Source organism: Bradyrhizobium sp. 23, assembly GCF_023073295.1.
In the GTDB taxonomy this organism is placed as follows: domain Bacteria; phylum Pseudomonadota; class Alphaproteobacteria; order Rhizobiales; family Xanthobacteraceae; genus Bradyrhizobium; species Bradyrhizobium canariense_D.
Window position 1 is genome coordinate 200059 of record NZ_JADPJF010000148.1, and the last position, 25248, is coordinate 225306.

Here is a 25248-nt window from a genome sequence, read left to right on the forward strand (position 1 = left end):
CAGCGCCGGCCATTCCTCCTCGCCGTGGATCAGGAGCGCGGCGGACTGCTTGCCGCGCTTGTCGCCGCCAGCGGCCTCGCCCGCGCGCAGCGCGGCAAGCAGGCGGCGCGGGAAGGGCAGGCTGTCATTGGCGATATAGGTTTTTGCGGTCTCGTCGAGCACGTCGGCGCCCGCGAGCATGTTGCCGGCGATCGAGAAGCCGCTGCCCGCAATGTGCCCGCACCAATCCACGCAGTCGCGCCCGGTATGCGCGGCAATCGCGCCGCTGGCGTCCATGATGTGAATCTGGCGGCTCTCGCGGCCGTCGTCGGTCGCGAGCAGGGCGGCCAGCACGTCGTGCGCGTTGAGGCCCTCACGCAGCAGCTTGACGCCGTCGATACCGTAATAAGGATTGACGAAAGCCTGCGTCGCGATGGCGCCAAGGCCCGCCGCGATGTAGGGGACACGCGCGCCGACGGCGAAGAAGCGCGTGGCAACGGCGATGCCAAACTGGCCGGTAGCAGAATCGCGCGCGATGATCGACCAGGTCATGTGCTGCCTTTAGCGTCCTGCGGCGTAGCCCTGCATGCCGCGCGGATTGGCGGCGGCGCGGCGGCGCGGACCGACGCGCGAGGCCGCGGTGAGGCGGCCTTCGGACCAGTCCGGACCGACCTCGACGATATGTCCGCGCTCACGCAGGTTCTCGATCGTCGCCTTCGGCACGCGGTTCTCGATCACGAGCACGCCGGGGCGCGCGGTGCGGGGCCAGAACGAGATCGGGAAATGCTCGGAATGCCAGGCCGGCGCGTCGATCGACTCCTGGAGATTGAGATTGCAGTGGACGTGTCGGAGGAAAAACTGCGTGATCCACTGGTCCTGCTGGTCGCCGCCGGGCGAGCCCCAGGCGAGATAAGGCTCGCCGTCGCGCAGTGCCATGGTCGGCGACAGCGTGGTGCGGGGCCGTTTGCCCGGCGCGAGCGAGCTCGGTTGGTTCTCCTCCAAATCGAACATTTGTGCGCGGCTGCCGAGGCAGAAACCCAGCTCGGGAATGACAGGCGAGGATTGCAGCCAGCCTCCCGACGGCGTCGAGGACACCATGTTGCCGACCTTGTCAATGATGTCGAAATGCACGGTGTCGCCGCGCACCTCGCCGAAGCGCCCCACGGTTGGCTCGCCGGCGCCGAGCGCGCCGACGGCCTCGCGCTGGCCCTCAGCTCGGCGCAGCTTGACCACGCCGCCAAGGCCCTCGACCGTGCCGGGCCGGAGATCGAGCGAAGCTTTCTCGGTAACCAACTTACGACGTTCGTCGTTATAGGCATCTGACAGCAGCGTTGCGATCGGGATTTCGCTGAACTTGGGGTCGCCGTAGAATTTTTCGCGATCGGCAAAGGCGAGTTTTGCGCATTCGATCTGGAGATGGATGAACTCCGGTCCGGTCGGATCGAGCCCATCGAGGGCAAAGCCCTTCAGCAGCGCGAGTTGCTGCAGCGTCACGGGACCCTGGCTCCAGACCCCGGCCTTGCAGACCGTGTAGCGGCCATAATCGTAGGTGAGCGGAGCCTCGACCGTCGGCTGCCAGCGCGCCATGTCGTCGGCCGACAGCACACCGCGATGCGGCGAGCCGCTGACGTCCATCACGTCCTGCGTCCGGCAGAATTTGTCGATGGCTTCCGCGACGAAGCCCTGCGACCAAGCCTTGCGTGCGCGCTCGATCTCGGCATCGCGGCCGCCGCCGCCGCTTTCGGCCTCGCTCAGGATTCGCGCATAGGTCGCCGCAAGTGTCTTGTTGGTGAAGAGCGTGCCGGGCTTTGGCACTTCGCCGTTCGGGAGATAGACGGCGGCCGATGTCGGCCAGTGCGTGCGGAATAATTGCTCGACGGTCTGGATCGTGGCGCAGGCGCGCTCGACCAGCGGATAGCCGTCGCGCGCATAGGAGATCGCGGGCTCCAGCACATCGCGCACGCGCATCGTGCCGTAGTCACGGAGCAGCATCATCCAGGATTCGAAGGTGCCGGGGACGCAGGCCGCGAGCAGGCCGGTGCCGGGCACCATGTCGAGGCCTTCGCTCTTGTAATGCGCGATGGTGGCGCGGGCCGGTGCCGGGCCCTGGCCGCAGATCACCTCGGTGCGGCCGCGCTTCACGTCGTGCACGATGATCGGAACGTCGCCGCCGGGGCCGTTCAGATGCGGCTCGACCACCTGGAGCGTGAAAGCGGTGGCGACGCCGGCGTCAAAGGCATTGCCGCCCTTTTCCAGAAGGGCCATCCCGATAGCGGTCGCGATCCAGTGCGTGGTCGCAACGACCCCGAAGGTGCCTTCGATCTCGGGGCGTGTCGTGAAGGGATCGGGATTGACGATGCTGGCCATGGACTACCTCATTTGCGGCGCGCGCAATTGATCACAGGGCCAGGCCGCCGCCAAATGCGCAGGCTGCATGGCACGCGCGCGTCACGCCGGTACCGGCGCGGTGTTGACCGCGTGGCAGGCGACGCCGTCGATCAATTCAGGTGCTTCCCTACGGCAGAGATCGAACGCCAGCGGGCAGCGCGGATTAAAGGCGCACCCGGACGGCGGGTTGATCGGGTTCGGGATCTCGCCCTTCACGGGGATGCGCTGGCGGCCGCTCATGGCAAGATCAGGCACGGCGCCAAGCAGCATCTTGGTATAGGGCATGCGCGGATGGGCAAACAGCTCGCGCCCTTCCGCGATCTCGACGATGCGGCCGAGATACATCACACCGACGCGGCTCGCCATGTGGCGGACGACGGCGAGGTTGTGGCTGATGAACATGTAGGTCAAGCCGAACTTGTCCTGGAGGTCGCGCATCAGGTTCAGGATCTGCGCCTGCACGGAGACGTCAAGCGCGGAGGTCGGCTCGTCGCAGACGATAAACTCCGCGTCGGAGGCGAGCGCGCGCGCGATCGCGATGCGCTGACGCTGGCCGCCCGAGAATTCGTGCGGAAATTTCAACCTGTCGTCGGGATGCAGGCCGACGAGGGTGAGAAGCTCTCCGACCCGCGCCTGGATGTCGCGCTCGCCCTCGATCAGGTCGAACGCGCGGATTGGCTCGGAGATGATGGCGTCGACTCGGAAGCGTGGGTTCAGGCTCGCATAGGGATCCTGAAAGATCATCTGGATGCGGCGGCGCAGTTTCCGCCGCGCCTGGGCCTGCCGCGGATCGGTCATTGAGATGCCGTCGATCAAGACGTTGCCGGAGCTTGGCGGCAGCAAGCCGACGACCATCCGCGCCACCGTGGTCTTGCCCGAGCCGGATTCGCCGACCAGTGCAAAGGTCTCGCCCTTCCTGATGTCGAAGGTGACGCCATCGACGGCCTTGAGATATTCGAGCTGCCCGCCTTCGAGCATGCGGTTGAGCCAGGGTTTCGAGACGTCGAAGACGCGGCGCAGATTCGTGGCCTGGATGAAGGGAGCGCTCATGCCGCGCTCTCCGCCGGCACGCCGTCATAGAGATGGCAGGCGACGGCTTGCGTGCCGCGCGGCAGCGGCTCCGGCCTCTCCACGCGGCATCGGTCGAATGCGAATGCGCAGCGCGGATTGAACGAACAGCCGCGCGGGATCGCCGACAGGCGCGGCATGGAGCCGGGGATCTGCACCAGACGCTTGTCGTCGCCGGCAAGCGTCGGGATCGCGCCCATCAGGCCCTTGGCGTAGGGGTGCAGCGGGTTCCTGACCACGTCCTGCACCGGACCGATCTCGGCGACGCGGCCGGCATACATCACCGCGACCCGGTCGGAGGTCTCGGCGATCACGCCCATGTCGTGGGTCACCAGCATCACCGCAGTGCCGTGATCGCGGCCGAGACGCTTGATCAGCGAGATGATCTGCGCCTGCACGGAAACGTCGAGCGCGGTGGTCGGCTCGTCGGCGATGATCAGCTCCGGTTCGGCGCAGATCGCGAGCGCAATCACCACGCGCTGGCGCATGCCACCGGAGAATTCGTGCGGATAGCCGTCGATGCGCTTTTCCGGAGCCGGGATTCCAACTTCGGCGAGCAGGTCGATGGCTCGGCGGCGGGCGGCGGTCTCGGACAGGTTCAGATGCGTTCTGATCGTCTCGATGAGCTGGTCGCCGACGCGGTAGAGCGGATTGAGCGAGGTGAGGGGGTCCTGGAAGATCATGCCGATCCGCTTTCCCCGGATACGGCGCAGCTCCTCCGCCGGCAAATTGTCGATGCGCAGGCCCGCAAGGCGAATCTCGCCGCCGGCGATGCGGCCCGGCGGATCGATCAGGCCGATCACAGCCAAGCCTGTGACGGACTTGCCGGCGCCGGATTCGCCGACCACGCCGAGTACCTCGCCCTTGGCGATGTCGAAGGAGACGCCATCGATGGCGCGTAGCGTGCCGCGGCGGGAGGCGAACTCGACCTGAAGATTACGCACGGAGAGGATGGGGTCGGTCATGAGCGAGACGCTCTCATCCAGGTTTTGCTCATCCGAATCATGCTCATCCAAGTCTCGCTCATCCGAGTCTTGCTCATCGAAATGTTGTTCATCGGAGCTTCGGGTTAAGCGCGTCGCGCAGCCAGTCGCCGAGCAGGTTGATCGACAGGATCAGGGCAGCGAGCGCGATACCAGGGAAGGCCACAATCCACCATTCGCCCGCGAACAGGTAGTTGTTGCCGATGCGGATCAACGTGCCGAGCGAGGGCATTGTGTCGGGCAGGCCGACGCCAAGGAAGGACAGCGTTGCCTCGGTGATGATGGCGAGCGCAAGGTTGATCGTGGCGATGACCAGGATCGGACCCATCGTGTTTGGCAGCACATGGCGGAACATGATCTTTGGTGCGGGAAGGCCGATCAATTGCGCGGCCGCCACGTAATCCTTGTTCTTCTCGACCATCACGGAACCGCGCACCGTGCGGGCATACCCGACCCAGAAACTCAGGCCAATCGAGATCACCAGCACCACCAGCATGCTGGTTGCATCCAGCCGGTTGCCGAGGATCGATTTGGCGATGCCGTTGACCAGCAGCGCGATCAGGATGGCGGGAAAAGTGAGTTGCACGTCGGCGATCCGCATGATCACGCCGTCCACCGCGCCCCCGAAATAGCCGGCGACCAGGCCAAGCGCGATGCCGAGCGCGCCGGCGAAGATCACGCCGGCCACGCCGACGGCGAGCGAGATGCGCAGCCCGTAGAGAATGGCGGAGAACACGTCGCGGCCCTGCTCGTCGGTGCCGAGCAGGAACGGGCTCTGCCCCTCGGCGGTCCAGAGCGGTGAGATCCGGGAATTCATCAATTGGAGCTGTGCCGGATCGAACGGGTCCTGCACCGCGAGCGCGGAGGCAAAGATCGCGAGCAGGAAGAACAGCACGGTAATGACTGCCGCCACCATGGTCAGCTTGGATCGGCGAAACGAATAGAAGATGTCGCTGTTGAGTGCGCGACTGAACCAGCTGCGGGCGGCATGCGTCGGCAGCGTGCTCGGCTTGTCGGGATGAGAGGCGACCACTTCGGACATACAGGCTGCCTTATGTGGCGCGGCCGACGGTCGCGCGCAGGCGCGGATCGACGACGGTGTAGAGGATGTCGACCACCAGATTGATGGTGACGAAAATCAGTGAGACCATCAGCAAGTAGGCGGCCATAATCGGGATATCGACGTTTTGCACGGCCTGTACGAACAGAAGTCCCATGCCGGGCCATTGGAACACGGTTTCGGTGATGATCGAAAATGCAATAACCGAGCCAAACTGCAGGCCGGCTACCGTGATCACCGGAATCAGCGTGTTCTTCAGCGCGTGGCCGAAATGAATGGCACGGGTTGTCAGCCCGCGGGCGCGGGCAAAGCGGATATAATCTGTCCGAAGCACTTCCAGCATCTCCGCGCGCACCAGCCGCATGATCAGGGTCATCTGGAACAGGCCGAGCGTGATCGAGGGCATGATCAGCGCCTTCAGGCCCGACAATGTGAGCAGGCCCGTGGTCCACCAACCCAGCTTGACGACTTCGCCCCGGCCGAACGAGGGCAACCAGCCCAACGTCACTGCGAACAGGTAGATCAGAAGGATGCCGATCAGGAAAGTCGGCAGCGAGATGCCAATCAGCGAAACCGCCTGGAATAATTTGGCGAGCAGGGTGTCGCGCCTGAGCGCCGAATAGACGCCCATCAGGATGCCGGAGACCATTGCAAATACGGTCGCGCAGATCGCAAGTTCCAGCGTTGCCGGCATACGCTCCATCAACAGCGTCGAGACCGGCTGGCGGAACTGATAGGAGACGCCGAACTTGAATTGCGCCGCATCGGCGAAATAGCGCACGAACTGCACCGGCACGGGATCATCGAGGCCCAGCGACTTGCGCACGGCGGCGCGTTCGGCCGCCGGCGTATCAAGCGAGACGATCTGGTTGATGGGGTCGCCGGCGAAGCGGAACATCGAGAACGCGATGATGCCGACGGCGAACATGACGCCGATGGCCTGAACGGCCCGGCGAAGAGTGAAAGCGAGCATGCCTTCCACTTTCCTTGAGTGTGCGTCTGGCCGATGTCTTTGTCAGCCGAAAAGGAAAGGTCCCGGTAGCCTGACGCTGCCGGGACCTTGTGTTCAACTGACGCTATTCCTTCTTGGTCGCCCAGTGGAACATGACCAGATTGTCGGCGCGCTGCGGCAGGTTGACCTTTTTCGATACGCCCCAGGCCAGCGCCTGCTGGTGCAGCGGAATATAAGCCCAGTCCTTGATGCTGATCTCATACGCTTGCTTGATCAGCTGGTTGCGCTTTGTGGTGTCGGTTTCGACCAGCACCTTGTCGGTGATGGCGTCGAATTCCTTGTTGCAATAGCCGCCGAGATTGGCCTCGCCGCGCGATGATTTCGCATCGTCGCGACAGCCCATAATGTCGTAGAGCACGTTATGGGAGTCCATCGTGCTCGGCGTCCAGCCCAGCATGTAGAACGAGGTCTGATAGCCGCCCTGCTTCAACACCTTGGCGAAGTATTGCGCCTTGGGCTGCGCCAGCAGATTGATCTTGACGCCGATGCGGGCAAGCATGCCCACGACGGCCTGGCAGATCGCCGCGTCGTTGACGTACCGATCGTTCGGGCAATCCATGGTGACCTCGAAGCCTTCGGGGTACCCGGCCTCGGCCAGGAGCTTCTTGGCACCATCTGGATCGAACTTCGGCCGGGTGAACTCCTTGGACAGCACGAACAATTCCGGAGCGATCATCAGCGCCGAGGGCGTGGACAGCCCGCGCATCACCCGCGTCTTGATCAGCTCGATGTCGATGGCTTTGTAGAAGGCTTCGCGGACCTTGACATCCTTGAACGGGTTCTTGCCCTTGATGTTGGAGTAGAGCAGCTCGTCACGCGTCTGATCGAATCCGATGAAGATGGTGCGCAACTCAGGGGCCTTCAGCACCTGGGCATTCGGGCTCGCATCGACGCGGGAGATGTCCTGGATCGGCACCGGCTCGATCACGTCCACTTCACCCGAGAGCAGCGCGGCGACGCGGGTGGCATCGGACGAGATCGGGGTGAAGATAATCTCCTTCAGGTTACCTTCCATCTTGCCCCAGTAGTTGGGATTGGCCTTGAACACGGTCTTCACACCGGGCTGATGGCTTTCGATGATGAAGGGACCGGTGCCGTTCTCGTGAAGCGAGGCATAGCTCGGAGAGGTCGCGGACACCGGCGTCGGCTCGACCGCTTTGTTCTCCTCAGCCCATTTCTTGTCCATGATGTACCAGACATCCCACGACGAATTTAGGATGGGATTGGGCGAGGGCAGGACGAAATCGACTGTGTAGTCGTCGACCTTGACGACCTTGACGTTGGGCGCCAGCCGGGTCTGCATGTTCGAGTTCTTGTTGCGGACGCGATCGGCGGAGAACAGCACGTCGTCGGCGGTGAAGGGGTCGCCGTTATGAAATTTGACGCCCTTGCGCAAATGGAAGCGCCAGCGGGTCGGCTCCGGTGTCTCCCAGCTCTCAGCCAGCGCCGGGATGATCTTCAGGTCCTTGTCGCGCGCGGTGAGGCCTTGATAGACGTGACCGAGATGAGCGTGCGTGGTGGACTCGTTCAGCGAATACGGATCAAGCGACTTGAGATCGCCCTGGTTGGCGTAGCGCAGCGTCTGGCTCGACGCCGGCGAGACCGCCAACGCAAGCATACTGGCGAGCGTCGCCGCAAACAGACTTCGTCCGACTGACATTCTTGACCTCTCCACTCGCCCGCACCGTCATTTTTGATTGTTCGGCGGGGCTGATCGAACCATGTTGCCCAGAGTTCTCGACCCGTGCAAGCGCCATTCCAGCAAGGAACGCGCCAAGTTGCACCGCTGTGCAGCAATGCTGACCGGCATGACGGGAGGACGGGCGCGGCCGCGGCCGATTTTGATTGACCATATCCGCCGATCGGGGAAGCCGGAGCGCCGCCACCGGCTTCAGGTCGCTTGCGTTGTACACCGCCTCGCGGCGATACTGCAGTAGGCCGCTCGAATCTCATCTGGAGGGGACATGAAAGTTAACATCGAAATCGACTGTACCCCCCTCGAAGCCCGTCAGTTCATCGGATTGCCCGACCTGGCACCAATGCAGACGGCGGTCATGGACAAGCTGCAGCAGCAGGTTCTGAGCAACATCGACAAGGTCTCGCCGGAATCGCTGATCCAGAGCTGGTTCACCTTCGATCCAAAGCTTGCCGAGCGATTTCAGGACATGTTCGTCACCATGGCCGGCCTCGGCGGCACGCGCAGCGGCGATAAGAAGAAATAATGCCGCCCGGTCCGGACGGGCCGCAGACCTCAGGCCGGCTTCGTCCGCCGGGCCTTGCTTTGCTGCTCGCCGAAGCCCGTGGGTTGCTCGAACTCAACGCCAGCCTGCTGCTGTCGCCGGTCCTGATGCGGGCGCCAAAAGGCGACGGCCATCCGGTGCTGGCGCTGCCTGGCTTCCTCGCCAGCGATCTCTCGATGGCGCCGATGCGGCGCTATCTCAGCGAGCTTGGCTATGAGGCACATGCCTGGCGGATGGGCCGAAATTTCGGCGGGTTCGGACGGATGCGGGATTCGTTGCGCGCCCGTCTAGCCGAAATCCATGCTGCGAGCGGCCGCAAGGTCAGCCTGGTCGGATGGAGTCTCGGCGGCGTCTATGCGCGCGATCTCGCGCTCCAGGCGCCCGACATGGTCCGCAATGCCATCACGCTCGGCAGCCCTTTTGCCAATGACATACGGGCGACCAATGCGACGCGGCTCTACGAGATGATGTCCGGCGAGCGTGTCGAGGATTTCGCCGAGCTGCGCGTGGCGATCGCCGGCGATCTTCCGGTGCCGGCGACGTCGATCTATTCGCGCGCCGACGGGATTGTGAACTGGCGGACCTGCCTGCTGCGTCCCTCCGACCGTGCCGAGAACATCGAGGTGCACCTGGCGAGCCATATCGGGCTTGGGGTGAATCCCGCGGCGCTGTGGGCCGTGGCGGACCGCCTTGCGCAACCGGAGGGAGAGTTCTGGCCATTTGACAGGGCAGGGCCGTTTGCCATTGCATATGCCCCGCCGGAACAGGCAGTATCGGCCTGACGAGAAGCGCCGCCTAAGGCGCCCGTCAAATACTCGGGAGGGAACTATGGCTGACGGTAAGAAGCTGTCGTCGCTGGACGCGTCGTTTCTCTATCTGGAAACGCCGGAAATGCCGATGCATGTCGGGAGCATGGCGATCTTTCGTCTGCCGGACGACTACAAGGGCGACTTCTTCGAAGATTTCAAGGCGATGATCGTCTCGCGCCTGCACATCGCGCCGATCCTCAAAGCGCGGCTGGAGAAGGCGCCGCTCGATATCGATCATCCCTCCTGGATCGAGGACGATCAGTTCGACATTGACCGTCACATCTTCCGCGCCAGCCTGCCGCAGCCGCGCGACCGCGCTACGCTCGAACGCATCGTGGGCTGGATGCACGCCAAGCTCTTGAACCGTGCCCGCCCGCTCTGGGAGTTCTACGTGTTCGAGGGCATGAAGGACAACGAGGTCGGGCTCTATTCCAAGATGCATCATGCCGCCATCGACGGCGGCGCCGGTGCGGCGCTGACCAACATGATCTACGACATCTCGCCGATCCCGCGGAAGGTCGATCCGCCGACCGCGGGAGCGAAGCCCGGGCAGGAGCCGCGCGACATCGCAGCGAACCTGGTCGATTCCTACCAGCAGCTTTTCACCCAGCCGCTCGATCCATCGGCGGCCGCGAAGAATCTGCAGCTGCCACGCACCGGCAAGAGCGATATCGGTTCGATCCTGTTCGACAATGCGATGTACCAGATCGAGAGTGCGGTGCGCTTTGCCGGCAACATCCCAACCATGGTCAAGAGCGTCTCGGACGTGCTCGGCAAGATATCCGATCCAAAATCGCGCGAGAGCCTCGCCAGCATGGTCTCGCCGCCGACCATGCTCAACAAATCGATCTCGTCCGAGCGCAGCTTCGCCGGTGTCTCGATTTCGCTGTCGCGATCCAAGGCGCTGGCCAAGCAGGCCGGCGGCAAACTCAACGACGTCGTGCTGGCGCTCGCTTCCGGGGTGGTCCGGCGCTACCTGCAGCAACATGGAACGCTGCCGGCGAAGTCCTTGACCGCTGCCGTACCGATCTCGCTGCGCGAGGAGGGCAACACCGACGCCAACAACCAGGTGTTCGGCATGATCTGCTCTATCGCAACCAACATCGACGATCCCAAGGCACGCCTGGAAGCCATTATCGCGCAATCGACCAAGTCCAAGGAGATGTCGCATCCACTGCGGGCTCTGATGCCGCAGATCTCCAATATCTCGATGCTGGGCGCGCCGATTGTCGTGCAGATCATGGCGCTGCTCTACAGCCGCTCCGACTTGTCGAATGTGTTGCCGCCGGCTGCGAACATTACGGTGTCCAACGTGCCGGGGCCGCGGCAGACGCTCTACGCCGCGGGCGCGGAGCTGTTGCACATCTTCCCGGTATCGATCTCGACGCACGGACAGGCGCTCAACATCACCGTGCAGAGCTATCGCGACCAGCTCGATTTCGGCTTCATCGTCGGCGCCAACATCATTCCGCACGTGCAGGTGATGTGCGACATGCTGCCGGAAGAATTCGCCGCGCTCGAGGCTGCCTATGCTTCGCCCGCGGCGGACATAAAGGGCGCCGCTGAGTAGGAATGTTCCGATGATTGAAATGCCACCGCTCAAGTTCGTACAGACGAACGGAATCCGCATGGGCTATTACGAGGCGGGCCCGGTCACAGACAAGCCGCCGATGGTGCTGTGCCATGGCTGGCCCGAACTCGCATTTTCCTGGCGCCACCAGATCAAGGCGCTGAGCGAGGCCGGCATCCGCGTGATCGCGCCGGACCAGCGCGGCTACGGCGCGACCGACCGGCCAGAGCCGGTCGAGGACTACGACATCGAGCACCTGACCGGCGATCTGATCGGCCTGCTCGACCATCTTCAGATCGACAAGGCGATCTTCGTCGGCCATGACTGGGGCGGTTTTATCGTCTGGCAGATGCCACTCCGGCACATCGACCGGGTCGCCGGCGTGGTCGGCATCAATACGCCTCATACCAACCGCGCCTGGGCCGATCCGATCGAACTCCTGCGCGCGCGCTTCGGCGAAAAGATGTATATCGTGCAGTTCCAGGATCCCGCGCGTGAGCCCGACAAGATCTTTGGCAGTCGCGTCGAGCAGACCTTCGATGCCTTCATGCGCCAGCCCGTAGCGCGCCCGGCAGATGCTCCGGCGGAGGAAGTCGTCGCGGGTGTCGGTGCCTCCCCGCGACTGAACCTGGCATTTCCGCAGATGATCGCGGGCTACGATGCGAAGCACGATCCTCGCACGCCGATCCTGTCGCCCGAAGAGAAAAAGGTGTTCGTGGACAATTTCACCAGGACGGGCTTCACCGGCGGCATCAACTGGTACCGCAATATGTCCCGCAACTGGATGCGCGCCGAAGGGCTCGATCATACGGTGCGCGTGCCGTCGCTGATGATCATGGCCGAGAACGACGCGGTGTTGCCGCCGTCTTCCGCCGATGGCATGGACAAGCTGATCCCCGATCTGGAAAAATATCTGGTCCGCGACAGCGGCCATTGGACGCAGCAGGAGAAGCCGGAGGAAGTCAGCGCCAAGCTGATCGAATGGCGTAGAAGGCGGTTTGGCTAGCTCGCAACGACGGCGTTGAATACCGAGGCAGGGGAAGCACTTTTAATGTCATCGAAGAACCGTCTGGACCCGATCCCGCAGCCGCCGACCAAGCCGGTGGTCGGCAACATGCTGTCGCTGGATTCGGCCGCACCGGTGCAGCATCTGACCCGGCTTGCCAAGGAGCTGGGGCCGATCTTCTGGCTCGACATGATGGGCTCGCCGATCGTGGTCGTCTCCGGCCACGATCTCGTCGACGAGCTCTCCGACGAGAAGCGTTTCGACAAGACGGTGCGCGGTGCCCTGCGGCGGGTGCGCGCGGTCGGCGGCGACGGCTTGTTCACGGCCGACACCAGGGAGCCGAACTGGAGCAAGGCGCACAACATCCTGCTCCAGCCTTTCGGCAACCGCGCCATGCAGTCCTATCACCCGAGCATGGTCGACATCGCGGAGCAGCTCGTGGGCAAATGGGAACGGCTCAACGCCGACGACGAGATCGACGTCGTCCACGACATGACGGCGCTGACGCTGGATACGATCGGCCTGTGCGGCTTCGACTACCGCTTCAATTCGTTCTACCGGCGCGATTACCACCCCTTCGTCGAGTCGCTGGTGCGCTCGCTCGAAACCATCATGATGACGCGCGGCCTGCCGTTCGAGCAGCTCTGGATGCAGAAGCGGCGCAAGACCATGGCTGAAGATGTCGACTTCATGAACAGGATGGTCGACGAGATCATTGCGGAGCGCCGCAAGGGAGGCGAGGCGACCGACGACAAGAAGGATATGCTTGCGGCGATGATGACGGGCGTCGATCGCTCGACCGGCGAGCAGCTCGACGACGTCAACATCCGCTACCAGATCAACACGTTCCTGATCGCAGGCCACGAGACCACCAGCGGCCTGTTGTCCTGCGCGCTCTATGCGTTGCTCAAGCACCCCGACATTCTCAAAAAAGCCTATGACGAGGTCGACCGCGTCCTCGGTCCCAATGTCGACGTGCGTCCGACCTATCAACAGGTCACGCAGCTCACTTATATCACGCAGATCCTCAAGGAGGCGCTGCGGCTATGGCCGCCGGCGCCGGCCTATGGCATCTCCCCACTGAACGACGAGGCTATCGGCGGCGGCAAGTACAAGCTCAGGAAGGGCACGTTCACCACCATCCTGGTGACCGCGCTGCATCGCGATCCCTCTGTCTGGGGTCCCAACCCGGATGCGTTCGATCCGGAGAATTTCAGCCGGGAGGCGGAAGCCAAACGGCCGATCAATGCCTGGAAGCCGTTCGGCAACGGCCAGCGCGCCTGCATCGGCCGCGGCTTCGCCATGCACGAGGCCGCGCTCGCGCTCGGCATGATCCTCCAGCGCTTCAAGCTGGTCGACCACCAGCGCTACCAGATGCATCTGAAGGAAACGCTCACGATGAAGCCGGAAGGCTTCAAGATCAAGGTCCGTCCGCGCGCCGATCGCGAGCGCGGCGCCTATGGTGGACCTGTAGCGGTGTCGTCGGCGCCGAAGGCACCGCGCCAGCCCACCGCGCGCCCCGGCCACAACACGCCGATGCTCGTACTTTACGGCTCCAATCTCGGCACCGCCGAAGAGCTGGCGACGCGGATGGCCGACCTTGCCGAGATCAACGGCTTTGCCGTGCATTTGGGGCCGCTCGACGATTACGTCGGCAAGCTGCCGCGGGAGGGCGGCGTCCTGATCATCTGCGCCTCCTATAACGGCGCGCCGCCGGACAATGCGACACAATTTGTCAAATGGCTCGGCGACGAGCTGCCGAAGGATGCGTTTGCCGATGTGCGCTACGCCGTGTTCGGCTGCGGCAACAGCGACTGGGCCGCGACCTATCAATCGGTACCGCGCTTCATCGATGAACAATTATCGGCGCATGGTGCGCGCGCGGTCTATCCGCGTGGCGAAGGCGATGCGCGCAGCGATCTCGACGGCCAGTTTCAGAAATGGTTCCCGGCGGCCGCCCAGGTCGCGACCAAGGAATTCGGCATCGACTGGAATTTCACCCGTACCGCGGAGGATGATCCGCTCTACGCGATCGAGCCGGTCGCGGTGACCGCCGTCAACACCATCGTCGCCCAGGGCGGCGCGGTGGCCATGAAGGTGCTGGTCAATGACGAGCTTCAGAACAAGGCCGGTTCCAATCCGTCGGAGCGCTCGACGCGCCACATCGAGGTGCAGCTGCCGTCCAACATCACGTATCGCGTCGGCGATCATCTGAGTGTGGTCCCGCGCAACGATCCGACGCTGGTGGATTCGGTTGCCCGTCGCTTCGGCTTCCTGCCGGCCGACCAGATCAGGCTTCAGGTCGCCGAAGGCCGCCGCGCGCAATTGCCGGTCGGCGATGCCGTGTCAGTGGGCCGCCTGCTCAGCGAGTTCGTCGAGCTCCAGCAAGTGGCGACACGAAAGCAGATTCAGATCATGACCGAGCATACGCGTTGTCCGGTCACGAAACCAAAACTGCTGGCCTTCGTTGGCGAGGAGCCTGAAACACTCGAGCGTTATCGCAGCGAGATTCTGGCCAGGCGAAAATCGGTGTTCGATCTGCTGCTCGAATATCCGGCCTGCGAATTGCCGTTCCACGTCTATCTGGAAATGCTCTCGCTGCTGGCGCCGCGCTATTACTCGATCTCGTCTTCGCCGTCGGTCGACCCGGTTCGTTGCAGCGTCACGGTCGGCGTGGTTGAAGGACCGGCCGCCTCCGGCCGCGGCACGTACAAGGGTATCTGCTCGAACTATCTCGCCAATCGACGCGCGGGCGACGTTATCCATGCAATCGTGCGTGAGACCAAGGCCGGCTTCCGGCTCCCGGACGATCCATCCGTGCCGATCGTCATGATCGGCCCGGGCACGGGACTGGCGCCGTTCCGCGGCTTCCTCCAGGAGCGCGCCGCGCGCAAGGCCAACGGCGCCGCGCTCGGCCCGGCCATGCTGTTTTTCGGCTGCCGTCATCCCGGTGAGGATTTTCTCTACGCGGACGAGCTGAAGGCGCTGGCGGGGAGCGGCATCACCGAGCTGTTCACGGCGTTCTCGCGCGCGGAGGGGCCAAAGACCTACGTGCAGCACGTCCTCGCTGCGCAGAAGGACAATATCTGGCCGCTGATAGAGCAGGGCGCGATCGTCTATGTCTGTGGCGACGGCAGCAAGATGGAGCCCGACGTGAAGGCGGCGCTGGTCGCGATCCATCGCGAGAAGAGCGGCAGCGATGCCGCCACGGCTGCCCGCTGGATCGAGGAGATGGGTGCAAAGAACCGGTATGTTCTGGACGTATGGGCGGGTGGATAACCCGGCAGCCGGACGTGCTAAAGCTCTCGCATGATTCCCTGGGAAAAGATCGATACCGCCAAAATCCCCGGCTCCGATGAAGAGCTTCGCCTGATGCGGCGAGGCAAGGAGTTCTCCATCAAGCTCGGCACCAACGAGCTGATGAACAACCGCCTGTCGGGCTCGGAGGCCGCGCTCGCCACGCTTGCGGCGAAGCAGATCGAGACGGTCGCAAAACCTGTCGTCCTCATCGGGGGCCTGGGCATGGGTTTTACGCTGCGTGCTGCGCTGACCGTGCTCGGAAGCAAGGCGAAGATCGTGGTTTGCGAGCTCGTGCCGGCGGTGGTCGCCTGGGCGCGGGGTCCGATGGCGCAGGTGTTCGGCGACAGCCTCGATGACTCCAGGGTGAGCATTCGGGAAACCGACGTTGGCGAAATCATCCGGGCGCAGCGGTCGGCATTCGATGCCATCCTCCTCGACGTCGATAACGGGCCGGAAGGGTTGACCCGGAAGGGCAATGATGCGCTCTACAATGCGAGCGGGTTGAAGGCGGCGAAGACGGCGCTGCGGACGGGCGGCGTGCTCGCGGTCTGGTCCTCGGGGCCCAACCCGGCCTTCACCAAGCGGCTCGGGAGCGCCGGATTCGACGTCAACGAAGTCAATATCCGCGCCACCGGAAGAGGCGGTGGCGCACGTCACGTGATCTGGATGGCGAGGAAGAGCTAGGCCGCTTGCCCAGCAACCGGTTCGATCGTCAGAACATCGTGTTGTTGTTCGCCGGATTTTCCGGGATCGGTTGCACGACGTCCCAGTGTTCGACAACCTTGCCGTTCTCCAGCTTGAAGATGTCGACGATCGCATTGCCCCTGCTGCCGGGCTCGCGTACCGCGTGAACGTGCAGGATGACGTAGTCGCCATCCACGAAGCTGCGCTTGATCTCGCTGTGCGAGTTCGGGAATTTATCCCGGAGGAAGCCGATGAACTTTCGGAATCCGTCCGGACCATCGGCCGCGTTTGGATTGTGCTGGACGTAGCGGTCGCCGACATAGGCGAGGGCTGCATCGGCGTCCTTTTGGTTGAGCCCCTTCTCGTAGAACGCAAGGACAGTTTTGCGATTGGCTTCTTCTTGCGCGCCACCCGCCATCGCGGCGCCGCTGGCGAGGGACAGCGTGAGGACTGAAGCAGCGACGATTGCGGCCGACCGGACGATGAGATGCATGTGAACTCCGAGAGGCCGCGGCCTCTTTGTTGGCGATTGAGGTTCTCAGCGATTGAAGGAGGCCTGTATAGCTTTCGCACCGGCACGCGTTAAGAGAGTAACCGGCAGCTCACATGGTCACCGTGAGGAGACTGTCTGCGTCGGTCAATCTACGCCGCCTGCACCTCCGCGCCATGGGCGTGCTTGGCGATGGCGTCGATGATGTCCGGCCAGAACCGCATCGGCAGCGCGTGGCCCATGCCGTCGATCATCAGCAGCTTGGCCCCCGGAATTGACTCTGCCGTGTCCCTGCCGCCCTGGGGGCGGACCAGCGGATCGACGGTGCCGTGGATGACGAGTGTCGGCGTCTTGACGCCATGCAGCCGCTCCTTGCGGCTACCCGAGGCGAGCACCGCGCGGAGCTGCCGGCCGACACCGGCCGGATTGAGCCCGCGCGCGAACACGCGCTCGGCACGACCGGGATCGAGCGCCTCTTCCTCCGGGAAGGACCCGGCCCGCAACACGTTCCAGGTCTGGCCGTAGCGGACGATGAACTCCTCCTTGCTGCGCGGCGGCGGCGCCATCAGCATCGCGGCGGCCTCGCGTGTCGGGGGCGGCAGGCGCGGATTGCCGGTCGTCGACATGATCGAGGTGAGCGAGCGCACCCGCTCGGGAAACGACAACGTCACTTCCTGCGCAATCATGCCGCCCATGGACGCCCCGACCAGGTGCGCCGACTTGACGCCGAGCGCATCCATCAGCCCGACAGTGTCTTTTGCCATGTCGATCAGCTTGTAGGTTGCGGCCACGGGAATCCTGAGAAACCGGAGCTTCAACAGCTCGAGCGGCGTCAGACGCTTGCCGCCTGTGAGATGGCTCGACTTGCCGATGTCGCGATTGTCGAACCGGATGACGCGAAAGCCGTGCGCGGCGAGCTGCTCACAGAACGCATCGTCCCAGTGGATCATCTGGGCGCCTAACCCCATGATCAGAAGCAGCGGCTCGGCACTGTCGTTGCCGAAAGTCTCGTAACAGATGTCGATGCCGTTGGCGTGGACGGTTTGCGGCGGATGATAGGCGTTCACGGGTGCGTTCCCTCGGCTTTTGATTAATGCTGTATCGCACGGTTTCCCCTCGCAATGAAGCCGCGTCCGCGACACCGGACCCGCTGCTTGCTGGTTGACCGGCACCGCGCAACGGTGTGGTATGGCGAAAAAGGAAGGGCATCGAAGCTCTCGCTTTCAGGAGGACGCCGATGACCGACAAAAGCAACGACCCCATTGCCATGTGGCAGAAGATGGTTGGCGAGATGGAGAAGGGGTTCAACTCCTTCGCCAATCAGGCCATGTCGTCGCCCGAGTTTTCGCAAGCCGTGAACCGGGCCGGCGGCGTTGCTGCAGGTGCTCAGAAGCAGCTCGGCGACCTCATGGAGAAATATCTGGTCTCCATGAATCTGCCGAGCCGGGACCAGGTCACCGGCCTTGCGGAACGGCTACAGTCCATCGAAGGACAGATCGGTGAGATCAAGTCGATGCTGAGCCAGATGGCGGCAAGTTCCGGAATTTCTCAGGGCTCCGATACTGCATTGCGCCCGCCGCGCACCAAGCGCCCGCCGTCTGAAGGCGGAGAGAAGACATGAATGCACCCGCCGGATTAGACTTCGCAGGGATCCCGGAGCGCATCCAGTCCGAGGTGCAACGCGCCATCCAGAGAAGCATCAAGGGCGTCGAATATTTCTCGACGTCCGGCCCCACGCTCGGGTCGACGCCGAAGGACGTGCTGCATTCACGCGGCACGATGAGCCTCTACCACTATCGACCGATGTCCGACGAGATCTATCGAATTCCGATTTTGATCGTGATGGCGACCACCAATCGCGGTTACATTCTCGACCTCGTGCCCGGCCAGAGTTTCATCGAGTTCCTGTTGAAGCGCGGCTACGACGTCTACATGCTCGACTGGAGCGCGCCACGGCCGGAGGAGAAGAGCCTCCGCATGGAGGATTATGTCCTCGACTTCATCCCGGACTGCATCCGCCGCGTGCAGCAGGATTCCGGCGAACAGGACGTCTCCGTCATCGGCTATTGCTTCGGCGGCGTGCTGTCGCTGCTCTACGGCTCGATCCACAAGGATGGGCCGATGAAGAATTTGATCTGCTTCACCACGCCGATCGACTTTCGCGAGATGAAGCTGTTCTCGAACTTCTCCGACCGTCGCTATTTCGACGTCGATCGCCTCGTCGACAGCGTCGGCAACGTGCCGCCCGAGATGATCCTGTCGTCGTTCGAGATGCTGCGCCCGGCCTCCCGCACCGTCAGCCAGATCCAGCTCTGGGAAAACATCTGGAACGACGAGTTCGTCAAATCCTACCGGATGTTCGACCGCTGGGCGACCGACACGCTGCCGCTGGCCGGCGAATATTTCCGCACCATCACCAAGGACCTGATGTGGGACAACAAGCTGTTCAACGACACCATGTCGGTCGGCGGCCGTGCGGCGAAGCTCGAGGACATCAAGGTGCCGTTCCTGCATGCGGTCGCCGAGCATGACCACATCGTGCCGTATGAGGCGGCAAAGCACCTGATCGCCAAGATCGGATCGGAGGACAAGGAGGAGGTGATGCTGAAGGGCGGTCACGTCTCGCTGGTCGCCGGCGCCAATGCGGTGAAGCGGCTGTGGCCGAAACTGGATTCCTGGCTGGGGAAGAGATCGACATGAGTGAGCAGCGTTCCTATCCGCGCCATGTGAAGACGGACGCGGGCGATATCGAGATCCGCCTGATGTCCCCGGCGGACGAAGCCGCGGTGCTCGCCTTCGGCAAGGGCCTGCCGACCCACGACCTGTTGTTCCTGCCGCGCAACATCAGTGAGCCGAAGGTGCTCTCCGCCTGGGTCAAGGAGATCGCGCGCGGCGCGATCACGAGCCTGCTCGCGGTCAGGGACGGCACGGTCGTCGGCTGCGGCACGCTGGTGCGCGATCCGCACTCCTGGTCGCCTCATGTCGGCGAGATCCGGATGGTGGTTTCGCTCGACGTGCGCGGGAAGGGGGTGGGAAGGACGCTGTCGCAGGAGACCTTCGCCCTCGCGCTCGGGGCCGGCCTCGAGAAGCTCTCGGTCCAAATGACGGTCGATCAGCAGGCGGCGATCACCCTGTTCGAGAGCCTTGGCTTCAAGGCCGAGGCACTGCTGCGCGACCATGTTCGCGACGTCGACGGCAAGACCCACGATATCGTCGTGCTCGGGCACAACATCGCGCAGGTCCAGGCCCAGATGGAGGCCTATGGGCTGCCTGGCGCCGTCCAGCATTGAGAACCGCTGGACGGTGTTCGGGAACCCGGATGGTCAGGGAGGCGCCAGATGCCTCTCAACATGGCTATTCACGGTTTCGTGATATCGCACTGCAATATGGATATTGCGTCGCACAATTAACTATGGCATATAAGCCGTGCCCCGGGCCAAAACCGGACGGGGTGAGCCCATAGCTCAACCAATGAGGATGGAGAGACCCCAATGACCACCGAAACCAACACCGTTTTCGAAGGCTTCAAGGACGCGTTCAAGAACATCCAGAACCTGGAAGTTCCCGAGGCCGCCCGCGAGTTCGTCAAGAAGTCCGCCAACACTGCCAAGGATCGTGCTGCCGAGGTGTTCGCTGGCTCCGAGCGCGTGACCGCCGCCGTCGAAAACGCGGTGACCGAGACCGTCACCGAAGCCGGCAAGATCAGCCGCAACATCCAGCAGGCGATCTACGAGGACGCCGAGGCATTCTTCGCGGGCATCGACAAGCTCGCGTCCGCCAAGTCGTTCAGCGAAGCTGTCGAGATCCAGTCCGGCCTGCTCCGCGCCCGCGGCGAAGCGTTCGTCTCGCGCGCCAAGGCGACCACCGACTATTTCGGCAAGCTCGCCGCTAACGGTGCGAAGTCCGCTCAGGACAATTTTGCCAAGGTCTACAACAAGACCGCCTGATACGGCCCCCTGAGTAAAAACTGAATTTGAGGCCCGCTTCGGCGGGCCTTTTGTTATTCCGCCGTAGCTGTCATTGCGAGCGAAGCGAAGCAATCCAGTCTGCCTCCTTGGAAAGACTCTGGATTGCTTCGCTTCGTTCGCAATGACGGATAGGGTGATGCTGTGATGACTCCATCAGGCGCCTTCTCTTTCGACACTCCCGGCGATGCCGAACGCGCAGCCGAATTGCGCCGCGTGAAAGCGCTGGCGACGCTGGTGCTGGGCTCGACGCTTGTCCTGTTCGTCGTTGCGAAATGGCTGCTGCCCGTACATCCCGTGTTCGGATTCATCGCGGCCTTCGCCGAAGCCGCGACCATCGGCGGGCTCGCCGACTGGTATGCGGTGGTCGCGCTGTTCAAGCGTCCACTCGGCCTGCCGATCCCACACACCGCGATCATCCAGAGCAACCAGGCCCGTATCGCCGACAAGCTCGGCGAGTTCATCCAGGTGCATTTCCTCGAGGCCGCTCCCGTCGAGGCCAAGCTGAAGGAGATCGATTTCGGCTCCTTCGTCGCCGACTGGCTGCGCGATCGCAAGCGCAGCGATGACCTCGCGCGCTTTGCGCTGCGCCTGCTGCCGGAGGCTGTCTCCGCGACCGAGAGCTCCGGTCTGATGACCTTCATCATCCGCCGCATGTCCTCGCAGCTCCAGGCCGTCGATCTGGCGCCGCTCGCGGCCGGCACGTTGCGCGGCTTCGTCGCGGAAGGGCGGCACCAGATCCTGTTCGACGATCTTCTGCGCGTGATGCACGAGACGCTGAACCAGACCGAGACGATGGCGATCATCCGCGAGAAGGTGCGCGCGGAATTGCCGACCTTGCTCAGGCTCTATCGCGCCGACAAGTTTCTGGTGAACAAGATCGTGGCCTCCGCCACCGCGTTCTTCAATGAAGTGCGCAGCGATCCCAAACATCCTTTTCGCGGCGAGTTCGATCGCATGGTGCTGAGCTTCGTCGACCGGCTCGGCACCGACCAGGCCTATATCGACCGCATCGACGGCTTGAAGCGCGATCTGCTCGCGCGTCCCGAGCTTGCCGATCTCGCCCGCACCGTCTGGGCCAATACGCGGTCCTTCATCGAACGTAGTGCAAGCGGCGAGACGCAGGTGCTGCAGCATCATCTCGCGGGCATGTGTGTCGCGGCGGGCGAAGCGCTTGCGGGCGATGCCGAGCTGCGCGGCGAGATCAACAAGGGGCTGGTCGCGGTGCTGCGCAGTTTCGTCGCGGACCAGAAGAGCGGCGTCTCGACCTTCATCTCCGACCAGGTCAAATCGTGGGATATGGCGCAGCTGATTTCGCTGATCGAAATCAACATTGGCCGCGACCTGCAATACATCCGCTTCAACGGCTCGCTGATCGGCGGGCTGGCGGGTCTTGCGCTTTACTCCGTAGAATTCCTGCTTCGATTGTTGTGACTTTTGCGTCACGGACGTCAGCATTAACGCGCGGGCCTATTGTGGCCCGGAGTGTCTCCCGCTTGAATGTCGGGAACCCGCTGCCTAGCTGATTCATGTTGCGTTGCGGAACGATCAAGAAGCCGGCGTGTTGGAATCCCATACCCATTTGCCGGCAAACAACCGGTGGCCTTTTCAGCAATTTTCCCAAGGGGACCATTGATGACCGCTACTGCCCAGACGCTGAGCCCGCCGTCTCGCACCCTGATGTTCCTGGAAGGGCGAGCGATCCACGAGTTCGGCGCCTTCCTCGGCGCGCTGCCGCTGCTCAGCCTCGCGCCGCGCGGCGATGGGCATCCGGTGCTGGTTCTGCCGGGCCTCGTGGCCTCCGACGGGTCCACGCGTGCACTGCGCACCTTTCTGTCCGGCAAGGGCTATGCGGTGAGCGGCTGGCGCCAAGGCCGCAACTATGGCCTGCGCGAGGGCGTGCAGCACGCGATGGTGGATCTGGTTCAGGAGCTCAGCGACAGGCACGGCCGCAAGATCAGCCTGGTCGGCTGGAGCCTCGGCGGTCTCTATGCGCGCCAGCTCGCCAAGATGATGCCCGACCGCGTACGCCAGGTGATCACGCTCGGCAGCCCCTTTGCCGGCGATCCGCATTCGACCAATGCCTGGCGAGTCTATGAATGGGCGAGCGGCCGGAAGTCCAACGAGGTCGACCCGCAGTTCGGCGGCGATCTCGCCGTTCCGCCGCCGGTGCCGACCACGGCGATCTTCAGCCGCACCGACGGCGTCTGCGCCTGGCAGGGCTGCATGGAGAAGACGGGCGCGCAGACCGAGAGCATCGAGATCGAGAGCAGCCATTGCGGCATGGGCCATCATCCCGCCGCTGTCTTCGCGGTGGCTGATCGCCTTGCGCAGAAGGAAGGCAGCTGGCGGCCCTTCGACCGCAGCGGCTGGCGCAGCGTGGTCTATCCCGATCCGCATCGGTAATTCTTTGCCTCTCTCCGTAAGAACGGGGCAAGGGAGAAGAGCGTCGCACCCGTCCATTGTCGTGCCCGCACCAAACGCGCTATGCCTCGCGCATGGCGCATCCGTTGTCCCGCATCATCGATCAGCTCAAGCGCGAGCCGTCGCGCACCGGCTCTATCGTCATCACGGTATTCGGTGATGCCATCGTGCCGCGTGGCGGTTCGGTATGGCTCGGCACGCTGCTGGAATTCTTCGAGACCCTGGACATCGACAGCGGCGTGGTGCGTACCGCGATGTCGCGGCTTGCTGCCGATGGCTGGCTGACGCGCGAAAAGGTCGGCCGCAATAGTTTTTACCGCTTGGCCGACAAGGGCCGCCAGATCTTCGAGGCCGCGACACGCCATATCTACGATCCGCCGCCATCCGACTGGACCGGGCGCTTCGAGCTGCTTCTGATCGGCAATGGCGAGGATCGCGATGCCTCGCGCGAGGCGCTCCGCAATGCCGGCTTCGGCAGCCCGCTGCCGGGCGTGTGGGTCGCCCCGTCAGGCGTGCCAGTGCCCGGCGAGGCCGCGGGCGCCATCCGTCTGGAGGTCTCGGCCGAGGATGACAGTGGTCGCCGGCTGCTCAGTGCGAGCTGGCCACTGGATCGCACCGCGGACGCCTATCTCAAGTTCATGAAGACGTTCGAGCCGCTGCGCGCCGCGATCGCGCGCGGCAGCGACTTGTCCGAGGCCGACGCCTTCACGGCGCGCATCCTCCTGATCCACCATTATCGCCGAGTCGTGCTGCGCGATCCGCTGCTGCCCGAAAGCCTGCTTCCGGCGAACTGGCCAGGCAAGGCCGCCCGTGCGTTGTGCGGCGACATCTATCGCGCGCTGCTTGTCCCATCGGAACAATGGCTTGATGGTCGTGGGACCAATGAAAAGGGGCCATTGCCGCTGGCGCGGAAACTCCTGGAGAGGAGATTCGAGACTTGATTGTTATGTTACAGAAATATCTTGCGTGATCTGATTCTTGTTATATATTGCTCAATAAAATGGGAGGATGCGCATGTATACCCAGGCGCTGAACACGGCCGAGACCGATGATCGCGGCCTCGAGGATGCGGCCAAGGCTGCGCAGTTCCAGACGCGCATCGATGCCGAGGAGCGCATCGAGCCGAACGACTGGATGCCGGCGGCTTATCGCAAGACGCTGACCCGCCAGATCTCCCAGCACGCTCATTCCGAAATCGTCGGCATGCTGCCCGAAGGCAACTGGATCACCCGCGCGCCGTCCTTGCGCCGCAAGGCCGCGCTGCTCGCCAAGGTGCAGGACGAGTGCGGCCACGGGCTCTATCTCTATGCCGCGGCCGAGACGCTCGGCACTTCGCGCGAAGAGCTGGTCGACGCCATGCTCGCGGGCAAGGCCAAATATTCCTCGATCTTCAACTACCCGACCCTCACCTGGGCCGACATCGGCACCATCGGCTGGCTGGTCGACGGCGCCGCGATCATGAACCAGATTCCGCTGTGTCGCTGCTCCTATGGTCCTTACGCGCGCGCGATGATCCGCGTCTGCAAGGAGGAGTCGTTCCATCAGCGCCAGGGCTATGAGATCATGCTGACGCTGTGCCGTGGCTCGGACGAGCAGAAGGCGATGGCGCAGGATGCCTTGAATAGGTGGTGGTGGCCGGTGCTGATGATGTTTGGCCCGCCCGATGCCACCAGCCAGCACAGCGACACCTCGACGAAGTGGAAGATCAAGCGCTTCTCCAATGACGAGCTGCGGCAGAAGTTCGTCGACGCCACCGTGCCGCAGGCGCAATATCTCGGCCTGACCATTCCCGATCCCGGCATGATTCAGGACGCCGATGGGCACTGGCGCTACAGCGAGATCGACTGGACCGAGTTCAAGCAGGTGCTCGCCGGCAACGGCCCATGCAACCGGGATCGCATCGCGGCACGCCGCAAGGCGCACGATGAGGGCGCCTGGGTGCGCGAGGCGGCAGCTAGCTATGCCGCAAAGCGCACGCAGCGTCGAACTGCACAAGCGGCAGAGTAGGGAGATTGCGATGGCCACGCCGAACACGCCGCTGTGGGAAGTCTTCATTCGCAGCCGCAACGGGCTCGCGCACAAGCATGTCGGCTCGCTGCATGCGAGCGACGCCACGATGGCCTTGCAAGCCGCCCGCGATATCTACACGCGTCGCGGTGAGGGCCTTTCGATCTGGGTGGTGCCGTCGACGGCGATCACCGCAAGCGATCCCGCCGAGAAGGGCATGATGTTCGAGCCGGCGGAATCAAAGATCTACCGCCACCCGACGT

Annotated in this window: 24 protein-coding genes; 15 read left to right on the plus strand and 9 right to left on the minus strand. The window is 63.5% G+C overall.

The window, feature by feature from the left end:
• The 7 genes from IVB32_RS34290 to IVB32_RS34320 form a co-directional block, all read right to left on the minus strand.
• The coding region (locus IVB32_RS34290; RefSeq protein WP_247412833.1) for a DUF1028 domain-containing protein at positions 1 to 531 on the minus strand (531 nt) is incomplete at its 3' end.
• Between the two features lie 9 nt (positions 532 to 540).
• Positions 541 to 2346 (minus strand): gamma-glutamyltransferase family protein, encoded by a 1806-nt coding sequence (locus IVB32_RS34295; RefSeq protein WP_018457039.1) that lies wholly within the window; start codon positions 2344 to 2346, stop codon positions 541 to 543.
• Between the two features lie 81 nt (positions 2347 to 2427).
• On the minus strand, positions 2428 to 3417 hold the full coding sequence (locus IVB32_RS34300) for an oligopeptide/dipeptide ABC transporter ATP-binding protein (protein ID WP_018457038.1): 990 nt from the start codon (positions 3415 to 3417) through the stop codon (positions 2428 to 2430).
• A complete protein-coding gene (locus tag IVB32_RS34305) occupies positions 3414 to 4400 on the minus strand; it encodes an ABC transporter ATP-binding protein (RefSeq protein ID WP_085352225.1) in 987 nt (328 codons plus the stop codon). Before IVB32_RS34305 ends, IVB32_RS34300 begins: the two co-directional genes overlap by 4 nt.
• 88 nt (positions 4401 to 4488) lie before the next feature.
• Positions 4489 to 5460 (minus strand): ABC transporter permease, encoded by a 972-nt coding sequence (locus IVB32_RS34310; protein WP_018457036.1) that lies wholly within the window; start codon positions 5458 to 5460, stop codon positions 4489 to 4491.
• Between the two features lie 10 nt (positions 5461 to 5470).
• Positions 5471 to 6451, minus strand: a complete 981-nt coding sequence (locus IVB32_RS34315) for an ABC transporter permease (RefSeq protein WP_007607877.1) — start codon at positions 6449 to 6451, stop codon at positions 5471 to 5473.
• Between the two features lie 103 nt (positions 6452 to 6554).
• Positions 6555 to 8150 carry an ABC transporter substrate-binding protein gene (locus IVB32_RS34320; RefSeq protein ID WP_018457035.1) on the minus strand — a complete coding sequence of 532 codons (1596 nt, stop codon included), beginning with the start codon at positions 8148 to 8150 and terminating at the stop codon, positions 6555 to 6557.
• A 304-nt stretch (positions 8151 to 8454) separates the two neighbouring features.
• Between IVB32_RS34320 and IVB32_RS34325 the strand changes: the two genes are divergently transcribed.
• Genes IVB32_RS34325 through IVB32_RS34350 form a run of 6 tightly spaced genes read left to right on the plus strand, consistent with a single transcriptional unit; the run spans position 8455 to position 16099 of the window.
• The gene (locus IVB32_RS34325; protein ID WP_007593837.1) at positions 8455 to 8712 is read left to right on the plus strand and encodes a DUF6489 family protein; all 258 of its coding nucleotides are present in this window, start codon (positions 8455 to 8457) and stop codon (positions 8710 to 8712) included.
• Positions 8712 to 9512, plus strand: a complete 801-nt coding sequence (locus IVB32_RS34330; RefSeq protein WP_018457034.1) for an alpha/beta hydrolase — start codon at positions 8712 to 8714, stop codon at positions 9510 to 9512. The genes IVB32_RS34325 and IVB32_RS34330 overlap by 1 nt, the downstream gene beginning before the upstream one ends.
• Positions 9513 to 9558: 46 nt before the next feature.
• Positions 9559 to 11109 (plus strand): wax ester/triacylglycerol synthase family O-acyltransferase, encoded by a 1551-nt coding sequence (locus IVB32_RS34335; RefSeq protein ID WP_018457033.1) that lies wholly within the window; start codon positions 9559 to 9561, stop codon positions 11107 to 11109.
• Positions 11110 to 11119: 10 nt separating this feature from the next.
• Positions 11120 to 12115 (plus strand): alpha/beta hydrolase, encoded by a 996-nt coding sequence (locus IVB32_RS34340; RefSeq protein WP_018457032.1) that lies wholly within the window; start codon positions 11120 to 11122, stop codon positions 12113 to 12115.
• A gap of 45 nt (positions 12116 to 12160) precedes the next feature.
• Positions 12161 to 15394 carry a cytochrome P450 gene (locus tag IVB32_RS34345; protein WP_247367035.1) on the plus strand — a complete coding sequence of 1078 codons (3234 nt, stop codon included), beginning with the start codon at positions 12161 to 12163 and terminating at the stop codon, positions 15392 to 15394.
• A gap of 30 nt (positions 15395 to 15424) precedes the next feature.
• A complete protein-coding gene (locus IVB32_RS34350; protein WP_247300233.1) occupies positions 15425 to 16099 on the plus strand; it encodes a spermidine synthase in 675 nt (224 codons plus the stop codon).
• A gap of 28 nt (positions 16100 to 16127) precedes the next feature.
• Here the strand turns inward: IVB32_RS34350 and IVB32_RS34355 are convergent, their stop codons facing one another.
• Complete coding sequence (locus tag IVB32_RS34355) at positions 16128 to 16592, minus strand: nuclear transport factor 2 family protein (RefSeq protein WP_018457029.1); 465 nt, start codon at positions 16590 to 16592, stop codon at positions 16128 to 16130.
• Positions 16593 to 16741: 149 nt separating this feature from the next.
• Entirely contained in the window at positions 16742 to 17656 is a 915-nt protein-coding gene (locus IVB32_RS34360) for an alpha/beta hydrolase (RefSeq protein ID WP_018457028.1), read from the minus strand.
• A gap of 170 nt (positions 17657 to 17826) precedes the next feature.
• On the opposite strand from IVB32_RS34360, the gene IVB32_RS34365 reads away from it, so the two are divergent.
• The 9 genes from IVB32_RS34365 to paaB all read left to right on the plus strand — a co-directional run.
• The gene (locus IVB32_RS34365) at positions 17827 to 18210 is read left to right on the plus strand and encodes a hypothetical protein (protein ID WP_018457027.1); all 384 of its coding nucleotides are present in this window, start codon (positions 17827 to 17829) and stop codon (positions 18208 to 18210) included.
• Positions 18207 to 19289 carry an alpha/beta fold hydrolase gene (locus tag IVB32_RS34370; RefSeq protein WP_026233284.1) on the plus strand — a complete coding sequence of 361 codons (1083 nt, stop codon included), beginning with the start codon at positions 18207 to 18209 and terminating at the stop codon, positions 19287 to 19289. The genes IVB32_RS34365 and IVB32_RS34370 overlap by 4 nt, the downstream gene beginning before the upstream one ends.
• On the plus strand, positions 19286 to 19879 hold the full coding sequence (locus IVB32_RS34375) for a GNAT family N-acetyltransferase (protein WP_018457025.1): 594 nt from the start codon (positions 19286 to 19288) through the stop codon (positions 19877 to 19879). Before IVB32_RS34370 ends, IVB32_RS34375 begins: the two co-directional genes overlap by 4 nt.
• Positions 19880 to 20080: 201 nt before the next feature.
• A complete protein-coding gene (locus IVB32_RS34380; RefSeq protein WP_018457024.1) occupies positions 20081 to 20536 on the plus strand; it encodes a phasin in 456 nt (151 codons plus the stop codon).
• A 165-nt stretch (positions 20537 to 20701) separates the two neighbouring features.
• Entirely contained in the window at positions 20702 to 21988 is a 1287-nt protein-coding gene (locus tag IVB32_RS34385; RefSeq protein ID WP_018457023.1) for a DUF445 domain-containing protein, read from the plus strand.
• A gap of 201 nt (positions 21989 to 22189) precedes the next feature.
• On the plus strand, positions 22190 to 22960 hold the full coding sequence (locus IVB32_RS34390; RefSeq protein WP_018457022.1) for an alpha/beta hydrolase: 771 nt from the start codon (positions 22190 to 22192) through the stop codon (positions 22958 to 22960).
• 92 nt (positions 22961 to 23052) lie between these two features.
• Positions 23053 to 23919, plus strand: a complete 867-nt coding sequence (gene paaX, locus IVB32_RS34395; protein WP_018457021.1) for a phenylacetic acid degradation operon negative regulatory protein PaaX — start codon at positions 23053 to 23055, stop codon at positions 23917 to 23919.
• 73 nt (positions 23920 to 23992) lie between these two features.
• Positions 23993 to 24985, plus strand: coding sequence for a 1,2-phenylacetyl-CoA epoxidase subunit PaaA (gene paaA, locus IVB32_RS34400; protein ID WP_026233283.1), 993 nt, complete (start codon positions 23993 to 23995; stop codon positions 24983 to 24985).
• Positions 24986 to 24995: 10 nt separating this feature from the next.
• Positions 24996 to 25248 (plus strand): 1,2-phenylacetyl-CoA epoxidase subunit PaaB (paaB, locus tag IVB32_RS34405; protein ID WP_247412835.1); only part of this gene is annotated, 253 nt, incomplete at its 3' end.